The 19,481-nt window shown below is 60.9% G+C and carries 15 protein-coding genes, 1 tRNA gene and 1 pseudogene; 11 read left to right on the plus strand and 6 right to left on the minus strand.

The window, feature by feature from the left end; translation table 11 throughout:
- Positions 1-31: 31 nt before the first annotated feature.
- From tolQ to AC3D25_RS13000, 8 genes are all read left to right on the plus strand, one after another.
- Positions 32-709, plus strand: a complete 678-nt coding sequence (tolQ, locus tag AC3D25_RS12965) for a protein TolQ (RefSeq protein ID WP_488888778.1) — start codon at positions 32-34, stop codon at positions 707-709.
- Between the two features lie 9 nt (positions 710-718).
- Positions 719-1,165 carry a protein TolR gene (tolR, locus tag AC3D25_RS12970; RefSeq protein WP_488888779.1) on the plus strand — a complete coding sequence of 149 codons (447 nt, stop codon included), beginning with the start codon at positions 719-721 and terminating at the stop codon, positions 1,163-1,165.
- The gene (gene tolA, locus AC3D25_RS12975; RefSeq protein WP_488888780.1) at positions 1,162-2,235 is read left to right on the plus strand and encodes a cell envelope integrity protein TolA; all 1,074 of its coding nucleotides are present in this window, start codon (positions 1,162-1,164) and stop codon (positions 2,233-2,235) included. Before tolR ends, tolA begins: the two co-directional genes overlap by 4 nt.
- Positions 2,236-2,330: 95 nt before the next feature.
- Positions 2,331-3,623 (plus strand): Tol-Pal system beta propeller repeat protein TolB, encoded by a 1,293-nt coding sequence (gene tolB, locus AC3D25_RS12980; protein WP_488888781.1) that lies wholly within the window; start codon positions 2,331-2,333, stop codon positions 3,621-3,623.
- A gap of 63 nt (positions 3,624-3,686) precedes the next feature.
- On the plus strand, positions 3,687-4,199 hold the full coding sequence (pal, locus tag AC3D25_RS12985; RefSeq protein WP_488888782.1) for a peptidoglycan-associated lipoprotein Pal: 513 nt from the start codon (positions 3,687-3,689) through the stop codon (positions 4,197-4,199).
- A 27-nt stretch (positions 4,200-4,226) separates the two neighbouring features.
- Entirely contained in the window at positions 4,227-4,988 is a 762-nt protein-coding gene (gene ybgF, locus AC3D25_RS12990) for a tol-pal system protein YbgF (protein ID WP_488888783.1), read from the plus strand.
- Positions 4,989-5,158: 170 nt separating this feature from the next.
- Positions 5,159-5,234: transfer RNA gene (locus AC3D25_RS12995), tRNA-Lys, on the plus strand.
- A 488-nt stretch (positions 5,235-5,722) separates the two neighbouring features.
- A complete protein-coding gene (locus AC3D25_RS13000) occupies positions 5,723-5,947 on the plus strand; it encodes a hypothetical protein (RefSeq protein ID WP_488888784.1) in 225 nt (74 codons plus the stop codon).
- Positions 5,948-5,979: 32 nt separating this feature from the next.
- On the opposite strand, the pseudogene AC3D25_RS13005 reads toward AC3D25_RS13000, so the two are convergent.
- The 6 genes and pseudogenes from AC3D25_RS13005 to AC3D25_RS13030 form a co-directional block, all read right to left on the minus strand.
- Positions 5,980-6,828: pseudogene (locus AC3D25_RS13005) on the minus strand (RHS repeat-associated core domain-containing protein); the annotation flags it as partial.
- Positions 6,829-7,364: 536 nt separating this feature from the next.
- Positions 7,365-7,895 (minus strand): hypothetical protein, encoded by a 531-nt coding sequence (locus AC3D25_RS13010; protein ID WP_488888785.1) that lies wholly within the window; start codon positions 7,893-7,895, stop codon positions 7,365-7,367.
- Between the two features lie 13 nt (positions 7,896-7,908).
- The gene (locus tag AC3D25_RS13015) at positions 7,909-8,391 is read right to left on the minus strand and encodes an RHS repeat-associated core domain-containing protein (protein ID WP_488888786.1); all 483 of its coding nucleotides are present in this window, start codon (positions 8,389-8,391) and stop codon (positions 7,909-7,911) included.
- 1 nt (position 8,392) lies between these two features.
- Complete coding sequence (locus tag AC3D25_RS13020) at positions 8,393-8,989, minus strand: tetratricopeptide repeat protein (protein ID WP_488888787.1); 597 nt, start codon at positions 8,987-8,989, stop codon at positions 8,393-8,395.
- Positions 8,990-9,046: 57 nt separating this feature from the next.
- A complete protein-coding gene (locus tag AC3D25_RS13025; RefSeq protein WP_488888788.1) occupies positions 9,047-14,989 on the minus strand; it encodes an RHS repeat-associated core domain-containing protein in 5,943 nt (1,980 codons plus the stop codon).
- A gap of 321 nt (positions 14,990-15,310) precedes the next feature.
- Positions 15,311-15,598, minus strand: coding sequence for an RHS repeat domain-containing protein (locus AC3D25_RS13030; protein WP_488888789.1), 288 nt, complete (start codon positions 15,596-15,598; stop codon positions 15,311-15,313).
- A gap of 377 nt (positions 15,599-15,975) precedes the next feature.
- Here AC3D25_RS13030 and gspG point away from each other — a divergent pair, with 377 nt between their 5' ends.
- From gspG to AC3D25_RS13045, 3 genes are read left to right on the plus strand one after another with little or no spacing between them, the layout of a single operon-like run.
- A complete protein-coding gene (gene gspG, locus AC3D25_RS13035; protein ID WP_488888790.1) occupies positions 15,976-16,455 on the plus strand; it encodes a type II secretion system major pseudopilin GspG in 480 nt (159 codons plus the stop codon).
- A 47-nt stretch (positions 16,456-16,502) separates the two neighbouring features.
- Positions 16,503-17,759, plus strand: coding sequence for a type II secretion system F family protein (locus AC3D25_RS13040; RefSeq protein ID WP_488888791.1), 1,257 nt, complete (start codon positions 16,503-16,505; stop codon positions 17,757-17,759).
- Positions 17,756-19,444: a GspE/PulE family protein gene (locus AC3D25_RS13045; protein WP_488888792.1), complete on the plus strand. Its 1,689-nt coding sequence runs from the start codon at positions 17,756-17,758 to the stop codon at positions 19,442-19,444. The genes AC3D25_RS13040 and AC3D25_RS13045 overlap by 4 nt, the downstream gene beginning before the upstream one ends.
- Positions 19,445-19,481: the final 37 nt, after the last annotated feature.

A 19,481-nucleotide genomic window follows, 5' to 3' on the forward strand; every position in this document is an offset into this window, starting at 1 on the left:
CGCCCCTTTCGGGACGTAACAGCGGACCTTTATGAACACTACACAAGACCTGTCGATCATTTCTCTCGTAATCCACGCGAGCCTGCTGGCGCAGGCCGTGATGGCGCTGCTGCTGCTGCTGTCGCTGCTCTCGTGGACTTTCATTTTCCGGAAGTGGTTCGCGATCCGCCGCGCCCGCGCGCAAACGGAGCGTTTCGAACGCGATTTCTGGTCGGGCGGCGACCTGCAGGCGCTGTATCAGAGCGCGGCGAACAATCGCCACACGATCGGCGCGCTCGAACGCATTTTCGAATCCGGCATGCGCGAGTTTCTGAAAGCGAAGGAACGCCGCATGACCGATCCGAGCGCGATCCTCGACGGTTCGCGCCGCGCGATGCGCGCGGCCTTCCAGCGTGAAATGGACGTCCTCGAAGCGAATCTGGCGTTCCTCGCGTCGGTCGGCTCGGTCAGTCCGTATATCGGTCTGTTCGGCACGGTCTGGGGGATCATGAATTCGTTCCGCGGGCTCGCCAACGTGCAGCAGGCGACGCTTGCGAACGTGGCGCCGGGCATTGCCGAAGCGCTCGTCGCCACCGCGATCGGCCTGTTCGCCGCAATTCCCGCCGTGGTCGCGTACAACCGTTACGCGCACGACATCGACCGTCTCGCGATCCGCTTCGAAACGTTTATCGAAGAGTTCTCGAACATCTTGCAGCGCCAGGCGCACTAAGGAGCAACGATGGCAGGAGGCCCAATGCGTTCCAGCATGCGCGGCAGTTCGCGCCGCGCGATGGCCGACATCAATGTCGTGCCGTATATCGACGTGATGCTCGTTTTGCTCGTCATTTTCATGGTGACGGCACCGCTCGTTTCGCCGTCCATCATCAATCTGCCGACGGTCGGCAATGCGCAGCCGCAAGAGCAGACGCCGCCGGTCGTCGTCAATATCAAGGCCGACGGCAGCATGAACGTGCGCTACAAGGAAGAAGGCGCGGCCGCGCAGCAACAGAATATGACGAAGGACGAACTCAACTCGTTCGTGCTGAATCGTCAGGAATTGCATCCTGATCAGCCGGTCGTGATCGCCGCCGACAAAACCGTCAAATACGAAGTCGTCATGAACGTGATGTCCGACATGAAGGCGCGCGGGGTGAAACGCGTCGGGTTGCTAGTCAAATCGCAATGACCGCCAGGCAGACCCGCGCCCGATCCCTGAGGCCGATCCGGCCGCCGCGCGAGCGCGGCACGTGGAAAGCATTCGCGCTCGCCGCGCTGATGCATGTGCTGCTCGGCTGGTTTCTGTATCACGGCGTCAACTGGCAGAACAACACGCCGGCCGGCGCCGAAGCGGAAATCTGGACCGAGATCCCCGATCTCAACACGCTCACGCCCCGCCCTCTCCCGCCGCCGCCCGCGCCTGTGAAAGTGCAGCCCGCGCCGCCGCCCGCGAAGGACGACGAGGCGGACATCGCGCTGCAGGAAAAGAAACGCAAGCAGGAAGCGGCGGCGCGTGAAGCGCAACTAGACGAGCAACGTCGCCAGCAACAACAGGCGCAGCAGGAAGCCGAGGCCAAGCGCCAGCAGCAACTCGCCGCGCAGCAGGCTGCGATGGCCGCCGCGCAGAAGGCCGCGCAGGAAAAGCAGAAGCAGGCCGACAAGCAAAAGCAGCTCGAACAACAAAAGCAGCAACAGTTGAAGGCGCAGCAGGACAAGCAGGCCGAAGACAAGAAAGCTGAGCAACTGAAGGATCAGCAGGAAGCCAAGGCGAAGGCCGATGAGCAGGCGAAAGCCAAGGCGGACGCCCAGGCGAAGGCGAAAGCCGACGCCCAGGCGAAGGCGAAGGCCGATGCCCAGGCGAAAGCCAAGGTCGATGCGGAACGCCGCGCGCGCTTGGCGCAGTTGCAGGGACAGGCAGGCGGCGGCACGAGTTCGAGCGGCGAAGGGCTGGCGAAGAGTGGCACGGGAACCGGCGCGGGCGGTACGGCGACGTCGGCGGGATACGCTGAGAAGGTGCAGCGCCGCGTGCGGCCGAATATCGTCTGGGCGGGTGAAACGGCGGGACTCGAAACGGTTGTTGCAGTGCGGTGTTCGCCAACCGGCACGCTGCTCTCGGCAACGATCCGCCGTTCGAGCGGCAACGATCAATGGGACGAGGCCGCGCTACGCGCCGTGCAGCGTTCCGATCCGATGCCGACCGACACCAACGGCCAGGCGCCCGCGACGTTCACAATCACGCTGCGGCCCGCTGGAGGCTGATCGGCGCGACGCGTGATCGGGAACGATTTGTGCGGACGCCGGTCTGTCTTGCAGTCGCGGATAGTTAAAAACGCTTTTTCTGGAACCTATACAGCATGAGTTTGATGACGAAGCTTGGCCTGAAAACGCTGGTGGCATCGTGCCTGATCGCGGTCGGCGGTGCAGCGCACGCGCAGTTGAATGTCCTCGTGACGGGCGTCGGTTCGACCCAGTTTCCGATCGCCACCGCGAATTTCGCGAACGAGGGGAATTCGCCGCAACAAGTGAGCGCGATCATCCGTCAGGATTTGCAGCGCAGCGGCAAGTTCACGAATATCGACGCGGGCGGCACCGCCGTGTCGGAAACCGATTCCGTCGATCTCGGCAGTTGGAAGGCGAAAGGCGCGGACGCGTTCGTTTCGGGCAGCGTGACGCGTCTCGCGAACGGTCAATTCGAAGTGCGCTTCCGTCTCTACGATACGGTCAAGCAGCAGAGCCTCGGCGGCCTCTCGCTGGTAAGCCCGGAGAGCGGGCTGCGCATGAGCGCGCACAAGGTCGCGGATTACATCTACGCGAAGCTGCTCGGCGGGCGTGGCGTGTTCGCGACGCGGCTGTCGTACGTCATTCAGACGGGCGGGCGTTATCAGCTTCAAATTTCGGATTCCGACGGCCAGGACGCGCATATCGCCCTGTCGAGCCCGGAGCCGATCATCTCGCCGGCGTGGTCGCCTGATGGCACCAAGGTCGCCTACGTTTCGTTCGAGAAGAAAAAGCCGGTGGTGTATATCCACGACCTGCCGACGGGCAAGCGCGTCGTGGTGTCGAACCAGAAGGGCAATAACAGCGCGCCGGCGTGGTCGCCGGACGGCCGCCGGTTGGCGGTGGCGCTGTCGAGCACCGGCAACACGCAGATTTTCCAGGTCAACGCGGATGGCAGCGGTTTGCGCCGCCTGACCCAAGGCAGCTCGATCGATACCGAGCCGGCCTATTCTCCCGATGGCAATTCCATTTATTTCACGAGCGACCGCGGTGGCGCGCCCCAGATCTACAAGATGTCCGCGAACGGCGAAAACGCCGGCGCGGCACAGCGCGTCACGTTTACGGGCAACTACAATACGAGCCCGCGCGTGAGTCCGGACGGCAAGCAAGTCGCGTACATTTCGCGCACTGGCGGCGGTTTCAAGCTGTATTTGCAGGACCTTGGGTCCGGCACGGCGACGGGACTGACCGACACGACGCATGACGAATCGCCCAGCTTCGCGGCGAATGGTCAGTACATCCTCTACGCCACCCAGGTGAACGGACGTGGCGTGTTGGCAGCCGTGTCGACCGATGGTCGCACCCGGCAAGTCTTGTCCGTACAGGGCGGCAGCGTTCGCGAGCCGACCTGGGGTCCGTTCATGCAATAACCTGTGCGATAACTCGTGCAATAACTTATGCAGTTGTCAGGCAATAACACTAGGAGAGTTACCATGATGTCCAAACTTCGTATCGGCTTTGCAGTCGCTATGGTCGGTGCTTTGGCCGCGTGTCATTCGGGCGTCAAGCTCGACGACGGCGCGAACGCTAACAAAGGCGCAATCGGCACGCAAACCGATCCGAACGCGGTTCAGCAAGTGAACGTCGATCCGCTGAACGACCCGAACAGCCCGCTGGCAAAGCGCAGCATCTACTTCGACTTCGACAGCTACGCCGTTCGCGACGACTACCAGCCGCTGCTGTCGCAACACGCGCAATATCTGAAGGGTCATCCGGAGCGTCACGTCCTGATCCAGGGCAACACCGACGAACGCGGTACGAGCGAGTACAACCTGGCGCTCGGCCAGAAGCGTGCTGAAGCAGTGCGTCGCGCAATGTCGCTGCTGGGCGTTGCCGATTCGCAGATGGAAGCCGTCAGTCTCGGCAAGGAAAAGCCGCAAACGACGGGTCATGACGAATCGTCGTGGGCGCAAAACCGCCGCGCCGATCTCGCTTATCAACAGTAACGTAACCAGTCACGGGTGAGTCGCCGTATGTTGCAACGCTTCCCCTCGCGCACGAACTCGTTGCGCACTCTCGCCGCCGCCTGCCTCATTGGCGCGGCGTTCGTCGGCACGTCCGCGCATGCCGGCGTGTTCGACGACAACGAAGCGCGCAAGGCCGTGCTCGACCTGCGCACGAAGACGGACAGTCTGTCGAACCAGTTGTCCGCCGCCCAACGCACGATCCTCGATCAATCGAACCGTATCGACCAGTTGAATCAGCAGGTCGCGACGCTTCGAGGTCAGAATGAGGACATGTCCAACGAGTTGACCACGCTGCAGAAACAGCAGAAGGACTACTACGCCGATCTCGATGCACGGGTGAAGAAATTCGAGCCCCAGCAACAGACGGTGGATGGCGTGCAGGGCTCCGTGCAGCCGGGCGAGACGGAATCGTTCAACGCTGCGTCGACGCAGTTCCGTAACGGTGATTTCAAGAACGCCGCTGCATCGTTCAAGGCGTTCGTAGCGAAGTATCCTGAAAGCCCGTATCAGCCGACCGCGCAGTATTGGCTCGGCAATGCGCTGTACGCACAGCGCGACTACAAGGGATCGACGGCAGTCTGGCAGAATCTGGTGAAGGCCTATCCGACGCATCCGCGAGCGCCCGAAGCGCTGCTCGCGATCGCGAACAACCAGATCGAGCAGGGTCAGAAAGCCGCTGCGAAGAAGACGCTGGAACAGATCGTCTCGCAGTACGCCGGCACCGAGGTCGTGCAGTCGGCACAGAGCAAGATGTCGCAGGTGAAGTAAGCGAAGCAGTGTAAATTCGCGCCTCTCGATGAGAAAGCCCGCAGCGCTGTGCTGCGGGCTTTTTCTTTTTGCATCGAGTTCTTTATTATGTTTCGATGCGCGGATTTTTGATTCGCGATGGCACAGGGATTGACAAACCGTAACGCCGGTGACTATAATTTCGGCTCTTTGGGTCGTTAGCTCAGCTGGTAGAGCAGCGGACTTTTAATCCGTTGGTCACAGGTTCGAATCCCGTACGGCCTACCAAAGACAAATCAAAGGGCTGCGCTTCGCGCAGCCCTTTGTCGTTTGGGGTAAGTGGCATCAGAGGGGGCCGGGCCGCGCGTCGAGAAGCGTAAGGTGACGCACCGTCCCATCCGTCTTCCAAACTCCCATAGGCCTGACTCGCCGTCGTCGCCCCCGTCCCGTTCGCCAACGCCACGACGCTGCCCTGCTGATTCGCGTACAACCAGCTCTTCGCGCTTGTGCCCACGCCTTCGTACTGCACCAGCGGCGCATCGACACCCGGACCGAACACATACCGACGCGTCAGCGTCCCTGCCCCGTCGTACTCGGCCGCGAGCTTCTGACCGTCGTACATCAGCCCCGTATCGACGCCGTTCACCGTGCTCAGCATCAGCCGGCCTTGCGGGTCATATTTGAGCGTCGCGTTCGTGCCCGCGCGGCTCGCCGTCTTCAGACGGTTATCCAGATCGTAGCCGTAGGTCCACACCCCATCGCTCGTCAGATTGCCGTTGAGGTCATACGTCACCGCCTTGCCCGCCACGCCGGTGTACTGGTTCAACGCGTTCGACGTGTACGCGCTCGTCGCAACAGCAGGCGTCCAGCCGTATCGATTGTTCGATACGCTCGCCTGCTTGATCTCGCCAAGCTGGTTACGCGTGAAGCTCCCGACCCAATCCTCCGTGCTGCTCGTGAAGCGGTGGTTCAGGTTCGACAGCCAGCCCTGGGTGTCGTAAGTGAGTTCCGTGCGCGTGCCGTTACCCAGATCCACCTGCGTGCGTCGGTTCAGTACGTCGTAGCTGTATTTCGCCAGACTCAGCGTGCCGTTCTCCAGCATCTGCGATGGCCGGCGGTAGGTGTCGTAGGTCGTCGCGACGTGAAAGCCGTCCGGCCACGCCACATCGGTCACGTTGCCCGCTGCGTCGTAGGTGTAGCGCAGCGTCCGGCCGCCTGCGTTCGTCTGCGTCAACTGGCCGATGCCGTCGTAGCTGTTCGTCACCGTGTGGCTGCCGTCGACGTACTGCGACGCCGTCTTCAAGCCGCGCAAGTCGTAGCTGTACTGCACGTTGCCGATGCCGCCCGGGAACGTGCGCGTCGCGAGCCGGTCGAGTGCGTCGAAGGTCTGCGTCACGGTCTGGCCGTCGCGCTTTCTCAACGCGATCAGGTTGCTCTTTGCGTCCCACGTGTACTGCTCGAAGTTGTTCGCATCGCCCATACCCGGCTGTCCGTTCAGCGGATAGTGCGTGCGGTACAGGCGATCGTGGCCGTCGTACAGATTCACCGTCGTGTTGCCCTTTGCGTCGCTCGTGAGCGCGACCGTTCCGTTCGGGTTGTAGGTGTAGCTCGCGTAGCTTTGCTCCAGACTCGTGCCGAGCGCGCGGCGGATGCTCTTCACGGTGTCGTCGGCGTAGTACTGAGTCTCGGTGACGCGCGGGCCGCCGTCGGCCGCGGCCAAGGATTGAGTCACTCGCAACGGGCGATGATGGTCGTCGTAGGTCGTGTCGGTGATCGGCGTCGGGGTGGCTTCGGCTGGGCAGGTCGCGACGCTCGGGGTCTTCGTCGGACCCCACACGCGCACGATGTCGCCCATCGCGTTGTAACGACGGCACGTCACCATCGCACCGCCCGTGATCGCCACGCCTCGGATGGTCTCGCGGCTGTCGGCGTCGTAAGCGATCACTTCATCGCCCGCGAGCAGGTTCGCGTTCGTTCGGGTCACGTTGCCGCGTTTGTCGTAGGCGTTCGTGACCAGCGCGATGGCGTCGCGCTTGCTCGTCGACAACCGTCCTTCCGTGTCGAACGTGGTAACCGTTTTGATCGCCTGGCCGTCCGCATCCTGGGTGGTGGTCGACGGGGTGTAGTCGGCTGCGTAGCTGATCGCCGTCGCGGTGCTTCGCGTCGCGTCCAGCGTCTCGGTCACGCGCACCGGGCGGTAGAACGGCGGGACGCTGCCGCCTGAGACGTTGAGCGATCCGTAGGTGATCGTCGCCTGATCGAGCTCTCCGCTCGATGGATCGAACACGCCGGATTCCTCCCGGCCAGCACGTACGTATCACCGTCGAGCGGCGCAAACTTGTTTTTACCGCCGCTTAAAACAGCAAAGGGCCGCTGACGCGGCCCTTCGGTTATGCAACAGTATCGCTTAGCAATCGCTTAGGTTTTGTCCGGTTCGCTCTTTGCCTCAGCCACGATTGAGCCGTCGTTTGTATAACCGACCGACGACCCATCCTTATAACTAAGGTGCCATTGATCTTCTTCGGGATCGAGGTCCGGATCCCTGTCGCTTCGTGGCCATAATTTCAAACTTCCGCCAAGATCGAACTCCAGCGTGCATGTTTTCGTCGCCTGAACAACGCTCACAGATACGAGATATTGTCCTTCGACGCCTCGAAACAGCTTCTCCATATCCTCTGGCGTATCCGCCTGACAGACAGATTTTTGCTCGTTTGTCAGCGTCCAATTGCAATCCTGGACAAGAAGCGACCACGTCCCAACAACATACACTCGACGCCTTCGTAGGCTGATTGCCACTCTGTCGGTTGCGTCGGGCCTCGGATCACTGGGCTCACGAATTTTCAAGTGAGGGCTTCCGAACTCGATAAAAAAACAACTTCCGTGAGTTTGCGTAATTGAGAAAGCGATTTCCCCACTTACCGGAGCAAAGATATCTTCTATGTTTAGCACCCTATTCACTCCATTATTTACCAGCTATTTCCCTTCCAATCCTAAGGATTTCTTGATAGTCATATCCCTGCTTAGTAATCGCACGGTGCAATTCATCGGCTTGTGGAACGCTTAATCGAAGCTGCACGGCAACGTCTTGAGCCTGCCTATTTTCACGGGCATTGTTCCCCATAGTGTCGCCGTTCTTCACGCCAGCGACCTGAGTCGCATCGCCCATCTGACTCGCCGGCATGCTGATCGCCGGTGCATTCAGATTCGTGGCCGGAGCCGCCGCTACATTGGTATTAAAGTTACTCCCAGTTTGGGTCTTCGCGATCAACCCCGTCGGATCCGTCGAATTCACCGGATTAATCTTCACATACGCATACAGATTCAGATCATCCTTCGTACCGATCGGATCCGTTTGCAAGAACCTTCCAAGCGTAGGCGAATACATCCGCGCCTTGTAATAGTACAGCCCCAACGGCGTATTTCGGCTTATCCGTTGAGGCGGCAATTCATATCTTCAACCGCTCGCTATCCGGATTTCTTTGAATCTCTTTGGTGGCATCAATTGCTGCGACAAGAACTAACCTCAACCCTTTGAGTCGCCCCGCGAATCCAAAACGACCAGAAAGTAGCAGTCTTCCAAGTGCTCGCTTTGCGTATATATGATCGAGGCTGGCGGCACGCTCGAACATTTCGCGCGCCCGGTCAAACTGTGACTCGACACCCAAACCATCCCGATAAATCCGTCCCAAATGGAAAAGGCATGGTGCGTAACCACGACCCGCGCCAATCTCAAAAGCCTCCCGAGCCTGATCACTACTCTGATTCTTTAGATAAAGACGTCCCAAATGAAATCCCGCCTCCGGCGATCCCGCCTCACATGCCATCCGATACCAATGTTCAGCCTCACAAAGATCGGAGCCGCCAGCGTCTTCGATGCGATGAGCATATAGATAGCCTAGATGCACCATGGCGTGGACAGAGCCTTTTTCGATAAGCCCGCGCAGCAGCACCTCTCCCTCCGAAGGGTTGACTCGTGTCACATCAATCGCGTGCAGGAGCGCTGCCAAATCAGGTTCTTGATCCCAATCGATCGGATTCGTCACTTTTCTCGTTCCGTCTAAGTAAGCATCCCACGGCAAAGCCGGGACTATCTGTGTTTATTAATCTCGCTTCGGCGGCTTCTGTATGAATGGTGTCGGAGGAGACAATGGTGCCGACTGGACTTCAGGTAGAGTCTCTTGTCCTTGAAGTTGGCAATATAGACAGACTATCGGCACCACAATCTTATCGACAAACCAGTTTCCAGTGACAGCAACCTGAACCCCCGCCTGAGTTCCCGCGGCTGTTGCCGGCATGCTGATCGCTGGCGCATTAAGCTTGGGCGCAGTGGCCGGAGCCGCCGTCGCGTTGATTCCAAAGTTCCCCGACAGCGACGCAATCAACCCCGTCGGATCCGTCAAATTCACCGGATTATTCTTCACATACGCATACAGATTCAGATCATCCTTCGATCCCACCGGATCCGTCTGCAAGAACCTTCCAAGCCCCGGCGAATACATCCGGGCCTTGTAATAGTACAGCCCCAACCCCGCCAAATACTGCTGCCCCGTATACCCAAACCTCGAAGCAAACGTCCCGTCCGTCTCCCCAAACGGCCCATAGGCCGGACTCGCCGTCGTCGCCCCCGTCCCGTTCGCCAGCGCCACGACGCTGCCCTGCTGATTCGCGTACAACCAGCTCTTCGCGCTCGTGCCCGCGCCTTCGTACTGCACCAACGGCGCATCGACACCCGGACCGAACACATACCGACGCGTCAGCGTCCCCGCCCCGTCGTACTCGGCCGCGAGCTTCTGACCGTCGTACATCAGCCCCGTATCGACGCCGTTCACCGTGCTCAGCATCAGCCGGCCTTGCGCGTCGTACTTGAGCGTCGCGTTCGTGCCCGCGCGGCTCGCCGTCTTCAGACGGTTATCCAGATCGTAGCCGTAGGTCCACACCCCATCGCTCGTCAGATTGCCGTTGAGGTCATACGTCACCGCCTTGCCCGCGACGCCGGTGTACTGGTTCAACGCGTTCGACGTGTACGCGCTCGTCGAAACAGCAGGCGTCCAGCCGTATCGATTGTTCGATACGCTCGCCTGCTTGATGTCCCCAAGCTGGTTACGCGTGAAGCTCCCGACCCAATCCTCCGTGCTGCTCGTGAAGCGGTGGTTCAGGTTCGACAGCCAGCCCTGGGTGTCGTAGGTGAGTTCCGTGCGCGTGCCGTTACCCAGATCCACCTGCGTGCGTCGGTTCAGTACGTCGTAGCTGTATTTCGCCAGACTCAGCGTGCCGTTCTCCAGCATCTGCGATGGCCGGCGGTAGGTGTCGTAGGTCGTCGCGACGTGAAAGCCGTCCGGCCACGCCACATCGGTCACGTTGCCCGCTGCGTCGTAGGTGTAGCGCAGCGTTCTGCCGCCTGCGTTCGTCTGCGTCAACTGGCCGATGCCGTCGTAGCTGTTCGTCACCGTGTGGCTGCCGTCGACGTACTGCGACGCCGTCTTCAAACCGCGCAAGTCGTAGCTGTACTGCACGTTGCCGATGCCGCCCGGGAACGTGCGCGTCGTGAGCCGGTCGAGTGCGTCGAAGGTCTGCGTGACGGTCTGGCCGTCGCGCTTTCTCAACGCGATCAGGTTGCTCTTTGCGTCCCACGTGTACTGCTCGAAGTTGTTCGCATCGCCCATACCCGGCTGTCCGTTCAGCGGATAGTGCGTGCGGTACAGACGGTCGTGGCCGTCGTACAGATTCACCGTCGTGTTGCCCTTTGCGTCGCTCGTGAGCGCGACCGTTCCGTTCGGGTTGTAGGTGTAGCTCGCGTAGCTTTGCTCCAGACCCGTGCCGAGCGCGCGGCGGATGCTCTTCACGGTGTCGTCGGCGTAGTACTGCGTCTCGGTGACGCGCGGGCCGCCGTCGGCCGCGGCCAAGGACTGAGTCACTCGCAACGGGCGATGATGGTCGTCGTAGGTCGTGTCGGTGATCGGCGTCGGTGCGGATTCGGCTGGGCAGGTCGCGACGCTTGCGGTCTTCGTCGGACCCCACACGCGCACGATGTCGCCCATCGCGTTGTAACGACGGCACGTCACCATCGCGCCGCCCGTGATCGCCACGCCTCGGATGGTCTCGCGGCTGTCGGCGTCGTAAGCGATCACTTCATCGCCCGCGAGCAGGTTCGCGTTCGTTCGGGTCACGTTGCCGCGTTTGTCGTAGGCGTTCGTGACCAGCGCGATGCCGTCGCGCTTGCTCGTCGACAACCGTCCTTCCGTGTCGAACGTGGTGACCGTTTTGATCGCCTGGCCGTCCGCATCCTGGGTGGTGGTCGACGGGGTGTAGTCGGCTGCGTAGCTGATCGCCGTCGCAGTGCTTCGCGTCGCGTCCAGCGTCTCGGTCACGCGCACCGGGCGGTAGAACGGCGGGACGCTGCCGCCGCCCGCGACCTCGACCGCTTCGTAGGTGAATGTCGTAACAGGCGACACACCATTTACCGCCGGCCGCGTGATGTTCGTGGCTTGTCCCACAGTGTTGTACGAGGTCCGTGTAAGCTGGCCGCGCGCGTCCGTGGCGGTGACGACCTTGCCGAAAGTCTGGTTATAGGTGAACCGATCGACCAGTACCGGGTCGCTCGTGCCCGGACGGGGATAGCGTGACACGGTCGCCACATTGTGCGTGCAACCGCGCACATAGCCGGTCGAAGTCAGCGCGCAGGTCGCGTCGTCGTAAGCGTAGTCCGTGTGATTGCCTTCAGGACGCGTCTCGCGCACCAGCCGGTTCTGGCCGTCAAAGTCTTTCAACGTCCAGTTACCCACCGGGTCCCCGACCTGCAGCAAATTCCCTTCGCCGTCGATATAGTTCGTCCGGCTCGACCCGCCCGGGCCCACTTCCTCGGTGCGGTAACCGGCGAAGTAGTAATTGAACAAGTTGCCCGCGGCGCTCGTCTGCGTCTGCACACGGCCGAGCGTGTCATAAACGTTCGTCACCACCGGCGTGCCGGCGAAACTCTGCTGATAGAACTTCGTGATCCGCCCGGGCTGGTCGTACTCGAATCGTGTCGCGTTGCCGTCCTGATCGGTTACGCTGCTCAGATTGCCGGCTGAGTCGTAGGCATAGCCTACGGTCTGCTGCGGACTCGCGACGCTTTGCAAGCGGTTGTTCGAGTACGTCAACGTCAAGCTGCGGCCGGCGTGGTTGCTCACCTTCGTCAGCAAGTCTCCGCTCCAGGTAAAGTCGATTGCCTTGCCTTCCGGCTGATCGTAGCGCGCGGCCTTGCCGTCGACGAACGAATATCGGCCACCGTTAAGCGTCGAGTAAATCGTCGTTGCGCCATACGGCGTCAGCGCGACGGCCTTGCCGGGCGGGGCGTTGAAATTGCCATCGGGCAAGCGCACGAACACTTCGCCGTTCAAGCCGAACGTCGCGATGCGGGTGTTATCGATGAGCTGGTCGCCAAACCAGCGCTGGGCCACGACTGCGCTCAGGAATTTTTCGGCTGGCGCCAGCGGATCGTTCAGCAGGTCGAGCGACGCCTTGTGTTCGACGATCGTCGCGACCGCATCCAGCGCCGAGCGCTCGCCCATTCCAAGGAAGCCATCCGATGCCGTGCGCAGACGAATGTCATAGTTGTGCGTCCATCCCCGGCCGACCGGGCCCGACTGGCTCTTCATTCCGCTGCTGTAAAGACGCTGGAAGTTCAGGCTGTCGGGCGAATCGCCGAGCCCGGTCTTCACGTCCTGATGCTCGTAGAGGAAATTGCCGTGCAGCATGTCGATGGGGTCGCCCCCAGTGGCAACGTTGCCCGGGGATTTGTCGAGGCCGAACGGCGACTGCGAGCCGTTGATCGTGTTGACGTTGTAGGCAGGCGCCACTTGGGGCGTCGAGTAGTAGCCGCCCGACAGTCCGCCGCTGATAGTCGAACCAAGCAGGCGCGTATTGCCAACTCCGCGCACGAAGTAACCAACGCCTTTCCAGTTGTTCTCCACAATCTGGCAGTTGCCCGGGATCAGCAACCGGTAGCCCTGGTTGATATAACTCTTGAAGTTGTCGACTTGGGCATTGCAATTGACCAGCGAAGGCTGGATTGCCGTCGCGTAGTGGCCGCCACCCGTGTTGTAGATCGTTTGGCCCTGATTCATCGCCAGGTCGAGCAGCTTGACCGTCGACACCGCCGACACGCCCGAAGTCTGATTGACAGCAGTCGATTCTAGAATCGACAGATGCATTGCGCTGCTGTCGAAGACCGCTCTTTCCAGGTTCGTGTCGCCGGCCATCTGGACCGTGGAACTCATGTTGCTCGGCAAATCGACATAGGGACCGTTGTCGAATCCAGCGAGGCCGACCTGGTGCTGCTGGACCGTGTACGCGTTCGCGAGACGGTCGGTAATGGCGGCGCTGGCGGTCGTTTGCGACACCCATTGCGCGCCCATGACGCCGAGGCTCGCGCCGAGCACGGGTTCGCTGTTATCTGCGTTGCCCGCCGCGCGGATGGTCTCCAGATAACTGAGATAGTTTTGCGACAAGCCGCGACCTGTCGGCCCCCAGCCATTGACGATCAGATAGGTGCCACCGCCCTTGATGTGCTGGTCGAACGCATGGTCGGACGCCGCGCTGGTGTAGGCGTTGTGCCATACGACGAAACTCACCACGCTGTCCGCGCCCGGCGCGACCGCGCTGCCCGGCGCGCCGATCGCCACGCCGTCGAGTTTCAGCACAGGCTGGTTCGACGTGTTGTACGTGATGGTCAGCCGCTTGCCATAGATGGCATCGGACGTGAAGGTCTGGTCGATACCCTGATAGACCACGCGCACCGTGGGCTTGTAGACGGCGGGAATGTCGGTCCACTCTTCGGGTGCCCACCGCGTATCCAGCAAGGGATTCTGCGTCTGCCGCACGGCGCCGCCGAAGAACGGAACAATCGCCTTGCCGCCGATAATGTCGCCGAGTGTAGCCGTCGGCTTGTTTTTGCGGATCCAGCTCGCGAGATTCATCGAGGACGTTTGCAGGTCTGCGCGAATGCCGGTACGGTTCACGCCGCGCACGAGATCCGGCGTGACGGTCGTACCCGAGGTTGCATTCCTCAAGAATGCCGCCGCGTTATAACCCTCGGCCGCGCTCAGGTCGATGCCAGGCTTCACCGTATGCGGCTTGTAGCTCGGATCGAACGTGTACCAGGTGCCGTCGATATTGACCTTGACCCAAACGTGCTCAATCGAGATATCGGTCAGTTGCGCGCTCGTTCCCGGGCAACTGCCCGCCTGCGTCGCGTTGATGCTGTAGACCGGAATCTGCGACTGTCCCATCAGGTTCAGCACGGCGCAGGCGTTGTCCGTGGACACGCCGTACCAGTCACCGAACTGCTGCGCGCTGAGCTTGACGACCCCGCGCACGAACTTCGCGTCGTAGCCCGACGTTCTCAGCAGCGACACCATCAACTGCGCCTGGTCGAACGGGCTCCCCTGATTGTCCAGCACCGCGCCGAGCGCCCCTTTGTGGATGCCGCGCACCGGGTCGATTTCGATGTTGTTGCGCACGAACTGATAGATCAGGTCGGGGTGATAGCGCAGTGCCCGGGCGAGTTCCGCGATCGACGCCGGCCCCGGTGGCGCATCGTTATGGACGATACCGCTGGAATCGGTAATGCCGAGGCTGCGCGACATTTGCGCCTTCGGCGGCGCGAAGTTCTGCAAATTGATTTGCTCGACTTTGCCATGCTTGCGTTTGGCATCGAGCTTCGCGATGGTTTCGATCGCGCCATTCGCGTTGACGCCCGCAGGCACGTCGCGGGCTGCCTGCTGATCGTGCGCGGCCGCATCCGCGTCGCTGACGGGCGCCATGACCGCTCTGAGGGTGTTCGGCTGCGGCGCGAATTCTCGCCCCGGCTGGATCAATGCCGAGCGCGAGCTTGCCGCCGCCGTCTCGCGACCGCGACGAATGACTGGCTCCGGCGAACCTTGCTGCGCGTTCGCCGTGTTGGTGATATCGACAATCGCCGGCGTGGCGCTGGAGAACTGGAGATTGCCGGCGTGAGCGACATTCAGAAACGAGGCGAGCAGACCTGCGAGTGCGGGAAGCACGGCAGGGCGAATCCATCTTCGTGCGCGGACAACACGGCGACTGCGCGCGCGGATGCCTACGGATGCAGCTTCGGACATCGATCGTTTCCTTGGAAGTGGTTCTGTAGTTAGGCGCTTCTCGCCGCGATCGCATCGAATGTCTCCAACCTGCGCGCGCAGCGGCCCCTCCCTTGTGCTCAAGAGATAAAGGCTTGATTCAGGATTCGCGAGACGGCATCGGACACGACCATCCCTTTCACGCCCAGTCTTGGGCGCGGAAAAGTCCGGTGGGACCCGCCGATGTATCCCGCTAGCCGCCGTAGCGTCGACGGCCCGCGACGCTTACGGCGATGCGCTGACGACGCTCGTGCGGTTGCCCGCGGCGTCGTAGCTGTAGGTGATGGTGGTGGTCTTGACGCCGTCGCTATATGAGACTTTGTTAAGCCTGCCCAGCGTGTCGTACGTGTAGTTGATGCTGCTGGCCGGGTACGCGCCGGCGGATAACGTGAGTAGCGCAATACCAGCCGCAAACCCGAGCGTCCGGCGCAGTCCGAGTCGCGCCGCCCAGCCGCGAGAAACGGCGACCGAATCGCCCATTCCACGCGCCACTCCTGCTTCGTTCTTAAGCATCTGTCTCACCCCTTTTTTGCATTATTTTTGTTCGAGTTAATCGGCCTTTTTAAACTAAGCCGGCTAAAACAATATTGTTAGCCTGCCTAACTTTTTCGAACTGGAAACTCGTGGACTCATGGTATGAAATGCCCACCCAGCTTTCAACCCTAATTATCGATCCCTACAAAAAACGCCAAATTATCGAACCCGCGCTATCGGAAACGAAAATATCCGAGATGGACATTGCAATTCACAATTCGGATGTGCGATGCTTCAGACCCGCGTGGGCCGCGCACTTGAACGTGCCGGGTCGCCGACAAGCCGCCGCAAGAGCGCAACTCAGTATCGGATACTCTGTATGACTAAGTGTTATTTCAAGTAAAGAACGTGAGACGATGATTAAAGAGAAAAATCAGTCCAATGCAACTCACGGGAAAGCCGTCATCCTCGCGAGCAATAGAATGATTAAATGCCGGCAAGGCTTTACCTTGCTCGAGTTGCTGGTTGTTCTCGTGATTATCGGGCTGCTGGCCGGCATCGTGGGACCGCGATTATTTGCCAACGTCGATAAATCAAAAGTGACTACGGCGAAGGCGCAGATTAATGTTTTGAGCAAGGCGGTCGATCAATTGCGACTGGATATCGGCCGTTATCCCACTTCGCAAGAAGGATTGACGCTGCTCATGACGGCGCCCGCCGGCGGCGCATCTGGCTGGAGCGGTCCCTATCTGAGCAAGCCTGTGCCGCCGGATCCGTGGGGCAAGCCGTATCTGTACATCTACCCCGGTACGCACAATACGGACTTCGACATCACGTCGGGTGGCGCAGCCAAGAGTTCGGCCAGCGCCAATACAAATCCCGAGATCCATAACTGAGCCTTGACGTCAGAGAGTCGGCTTTAACCGGAAAGTGATCCAGCATCGTGACGAAATTTGTGCTGCTCTCGCTGAATGCACGCGGGCAATTGCAGCAATTCGAACTGTTCGCGGGGAACCGCGACGACGCTCAACAGGAAGCGGTACGGTGCGCAAGGCAAGCGGGAGTGCAAATCGTGGAGGTCTGCGCTGCCAATGCGCGCGGATCGGGCGCGTCCCGCCACTTTTCTCTTGCCCGCTATTTCCGGCGCGACCGATTCGACTTATCGCTGTTCGTCTATGAATTACTCACACTGTTGCGCGCCGGACTTGCGCTCACAGAGGCGCTCGATACGCTCGATGAGCGCTGGCGGCAAAACCGCTCGGACGCCCGCGTTGAATCGAAAGGTCACCATGTCCTGTCCGAACTGAATCGCCTCATGCAACAAGGCAAAGCGTTCTCGATCGCGCTGGCCGCGCATCCGGATTGTTTCTCGCCGTTATTCGTCGCCATGGTGGCGGCAAGCGAGCAGACAGGAGGCATGACGCAGGCGCTCGACCGCTTTTTGCAATATCACGGACAGGTCAGCGTCGTGCGTCAGAAACTGATTTCGGCTTCGCTGTATCCGGCCATGTTGCTGCTCACGGGCGTTGTCGTTGCGTTCTTTCTGTTGTGGTTCCTCGCGCCCCGCTTCGGACACGTATACGAAGGAATGGTGCATGCCGACTTGCCGCTTCTGTCGCAATGGCTGATCGGCTTTGGATTGTTTGTCAGTGATCATTCGATCGTGTCGCTGAGCGGTCTCGCTGTGACACTTATCGCCGCCGTCGCGCTGCCCTCGCGCCCGGCCGTCCAGCAACGATGTCTGGCGTGGCTCGGACGCATCCGGTGGATCGGCGGCACCTTGAAGCTGATGCAACTGGCGCGCTTTTATCGATCCCTCGGCATGTTGCTGCAAGGCGGCGTCGCGCTGTTGCCGTCGCTCGCAATGACGCGCGATCTATTGCCGCTTCCGCTTCAGGCGGGCCTGACCCGCGCGATGTCGAGCATTTCTCAAGGCAGGAAAATGAGCGAGAGCCTGCAGAACGAAGGTCTGATGACGACGATCGCGTGGCGCCTGTTGCACGCCGGCGAGCGCAACGGCCAGATCGCCGGCATGCTGGAGCAGGCGGCCATGTTCCATGAGCGCGAGATCATGCAGTGGGTCGAACGGTTTGCCCGCCTCGTCGAGCCCGTGTTGATGCTCTTCATGGGAATCGGCATCGGTGCGATTGTGGTGCTGTTGTACCTGCCGATTTTCGATCTGGCCGGGAGCCTGCAATGACCGATCGGCAGACCGGGGAGGCAACTCAGGCGGCGCTGCTCGCGAAGGCGACCGAGCTCGCGCGCAACGACGGCGAGCCGGTTTTGGCCGTGCTGGAAAAGCTCGGAGGATTCACGCCCGACGAAACGCTGTTGTTTGCAGCGAGCGAAAGCGGCTTGGCATTGCTGCGGCTGTCCGGCATGGAAGCCATGACGCCCGATTTTTCCGCGTTTAGTTACGCGGAGTGTCTGCAGCACACCTGCGTGGTTCTCCACGAGGCGGAAGGCGAACGGGCCCGGACCTTTGTCTGCGACGATCCGTGGAACGATTCGCTGATGTCACTCGCGAGCTACCGGCTGGACGGCTACTTCGATGTCGCGTTCGCCCATCCGCTCGAACTGAAGGCGTTGCTTGCCCGCTCTGGCAACGATCAGGACGCCCTCGCTCAACTGATCCGGCTCGACCGGACGGACACAAGCGCGCCAGAGGCCGAAGAGATCTCGCTGACATCGATCGCCAGCAATGAAAGCCAGGTCGTGCGCCTCGTGAATTCGACGCTTTACGATGCCCACCGTAACCGCGTCTCCGATATCCATTTCGAAAACTCGCTGCGCGGACTGACCATCAAGTATCGGATCGACGGTGTGATTTCCACGGCGCGCGCGCTTGCCGACCCAAGCCTGTCCGAACAGGTCGTGTCGCGTTTGAAGGTGATGGCGGAACTGGATATCGGCGAAAAACGCATTCCGCAGGATGGCCGATTTTCGGTATCGATCCAGGCACGTGAAGTCGATTTCCGTGTCTCGATCATGCCGGGATTGTTCGGCGAAGACGCCGTGCTGCGGATCCTCGACCGTCAGTCGCTCACGACCGACATGGCGCAACTGAATCTGGACACGCTGGGCATCGACCCGACGACGCGCCAGGTGATACGCAGGCTCGCGAACCAGCCCTACGGCATGCTCCTCGTTACCGGCCCGACGGGCTCGGGCAAGACCACCACGCTCTACGCGACGCTGTCCGAAATCAAGCGAGGCGACGACAAGATCATCACGATCGAAGACCCGGTCGAATACCAGCTCGACGACGTCCTGCAGATTCCGGTGAACGAAAAGAAGGGGCTGACATTCGCGCGCGGGCTGCGCTCCATCCTGCGCCACGACCCCGACCGGATCCTGGTCGGCGAGATTCGCGATCGCGAAACAGCGGAGATCGCGATTCAGGCTGCGCTGACGGGTCATGTGGTCTACACCACCGTCCACGCAAACAACGTCTTCGACGTACTGAGCCGCTTTCGGCATATGCAGATCGACCCGTATAGCTTCGTCACGGCGCTCAACGGCGTGGTGGCCCAGCGGCTCGTCCGGCTCGTCTGCACCCATTGCGCCGCACCGTTCGTTCCAGACGATTCGCTTCTGCACGATTCGCGCGTCACGCGCGAGCAGCTCGCGGGCGGCCTGTTACGAAAGGGCAGCGGTTGCGCGCAATGCCGTGGGAGCGGTTATCGGGGCCGGCGCGCACTCGCCGAAGTGCTGACACTCGACGACGACCTGCGCGAAGCGATCCTGCAGCAGACGCCGGCGAGCAAGCTGAAGGAGATGGCGCGCGAGCGCGGGATGCGGCAGATGCGCGAGCAGGCGGTCGATGCGGTGCGGCTCGGCCAGACGACCCTGGAGGAGATAAATCGTGTCACGTATGCGGGCTAGTCTGCTTCGATTCGCGAGACGGATAAGCAGCACGGTT

It is taken from the genome of Caballeronia sp. SL1002, assembly GCF_057814995.1.

Coding starts and splice junctions, on each gene's coding strand:
- pal (WP_488888782.1), top strand. CDS start 3,687: ATGATGTCCAAACTTCGTATCGGCTTTGCAGTCGCTATGGTCGGTGCT.
- tolR (WP_488888779.1), top strand. CDS start 719: ATGGCAGGAGGCCCAATGCGTTCCAGCATGCGCGGCAGTTCGCGCCGC.
- gspG (WP_488888790.1), top strand. CDS start 15,976: ATGATTAAAGAGAAAAATCAGTCCAATGCAACTCACGGGAAAGCCGTC.
- tolA (WP_488888780.1), top strand. CDS start 1,162: ATGACCGCCAGGCAGACCCGCGCCCGATCCCTGAGGCCGATCCGGCCG.
- tolB (WP_488888781.1), top strand. CDS start 2,331: ATGAGTTTGATGACGAAGCTTGGCCTGAAAACGCTGGTGGCATCGTGC.
- ybgF (WP_488888783.1), top strand. CDS start 4,227: ATGTTGCAACGCTTCCCCTCGCGCACGAACTCGTTGCGCACTCTCGCC.
- tolQ (WP_488888778.1), top strand. CDS start 32: ATGAACACTACACAAGACCTGTCGATCATTTCTCTCGTAATCCACGCG.
- AC3D25_RS13030 (WP_488888789.1), bottom strand. CDS start 15,598: ATGCTTAAGAACGAAGCAGGAGTGGCGCGTGGAATGGGCGATTCGGTC.
- AC3D25_RS13045 (WP_488888792.1), top strand. CDS start 17,756: ATGACCGATCGGCAGACCGGGGAGGCAACTCAGGCGGCGCTGCTCGCG.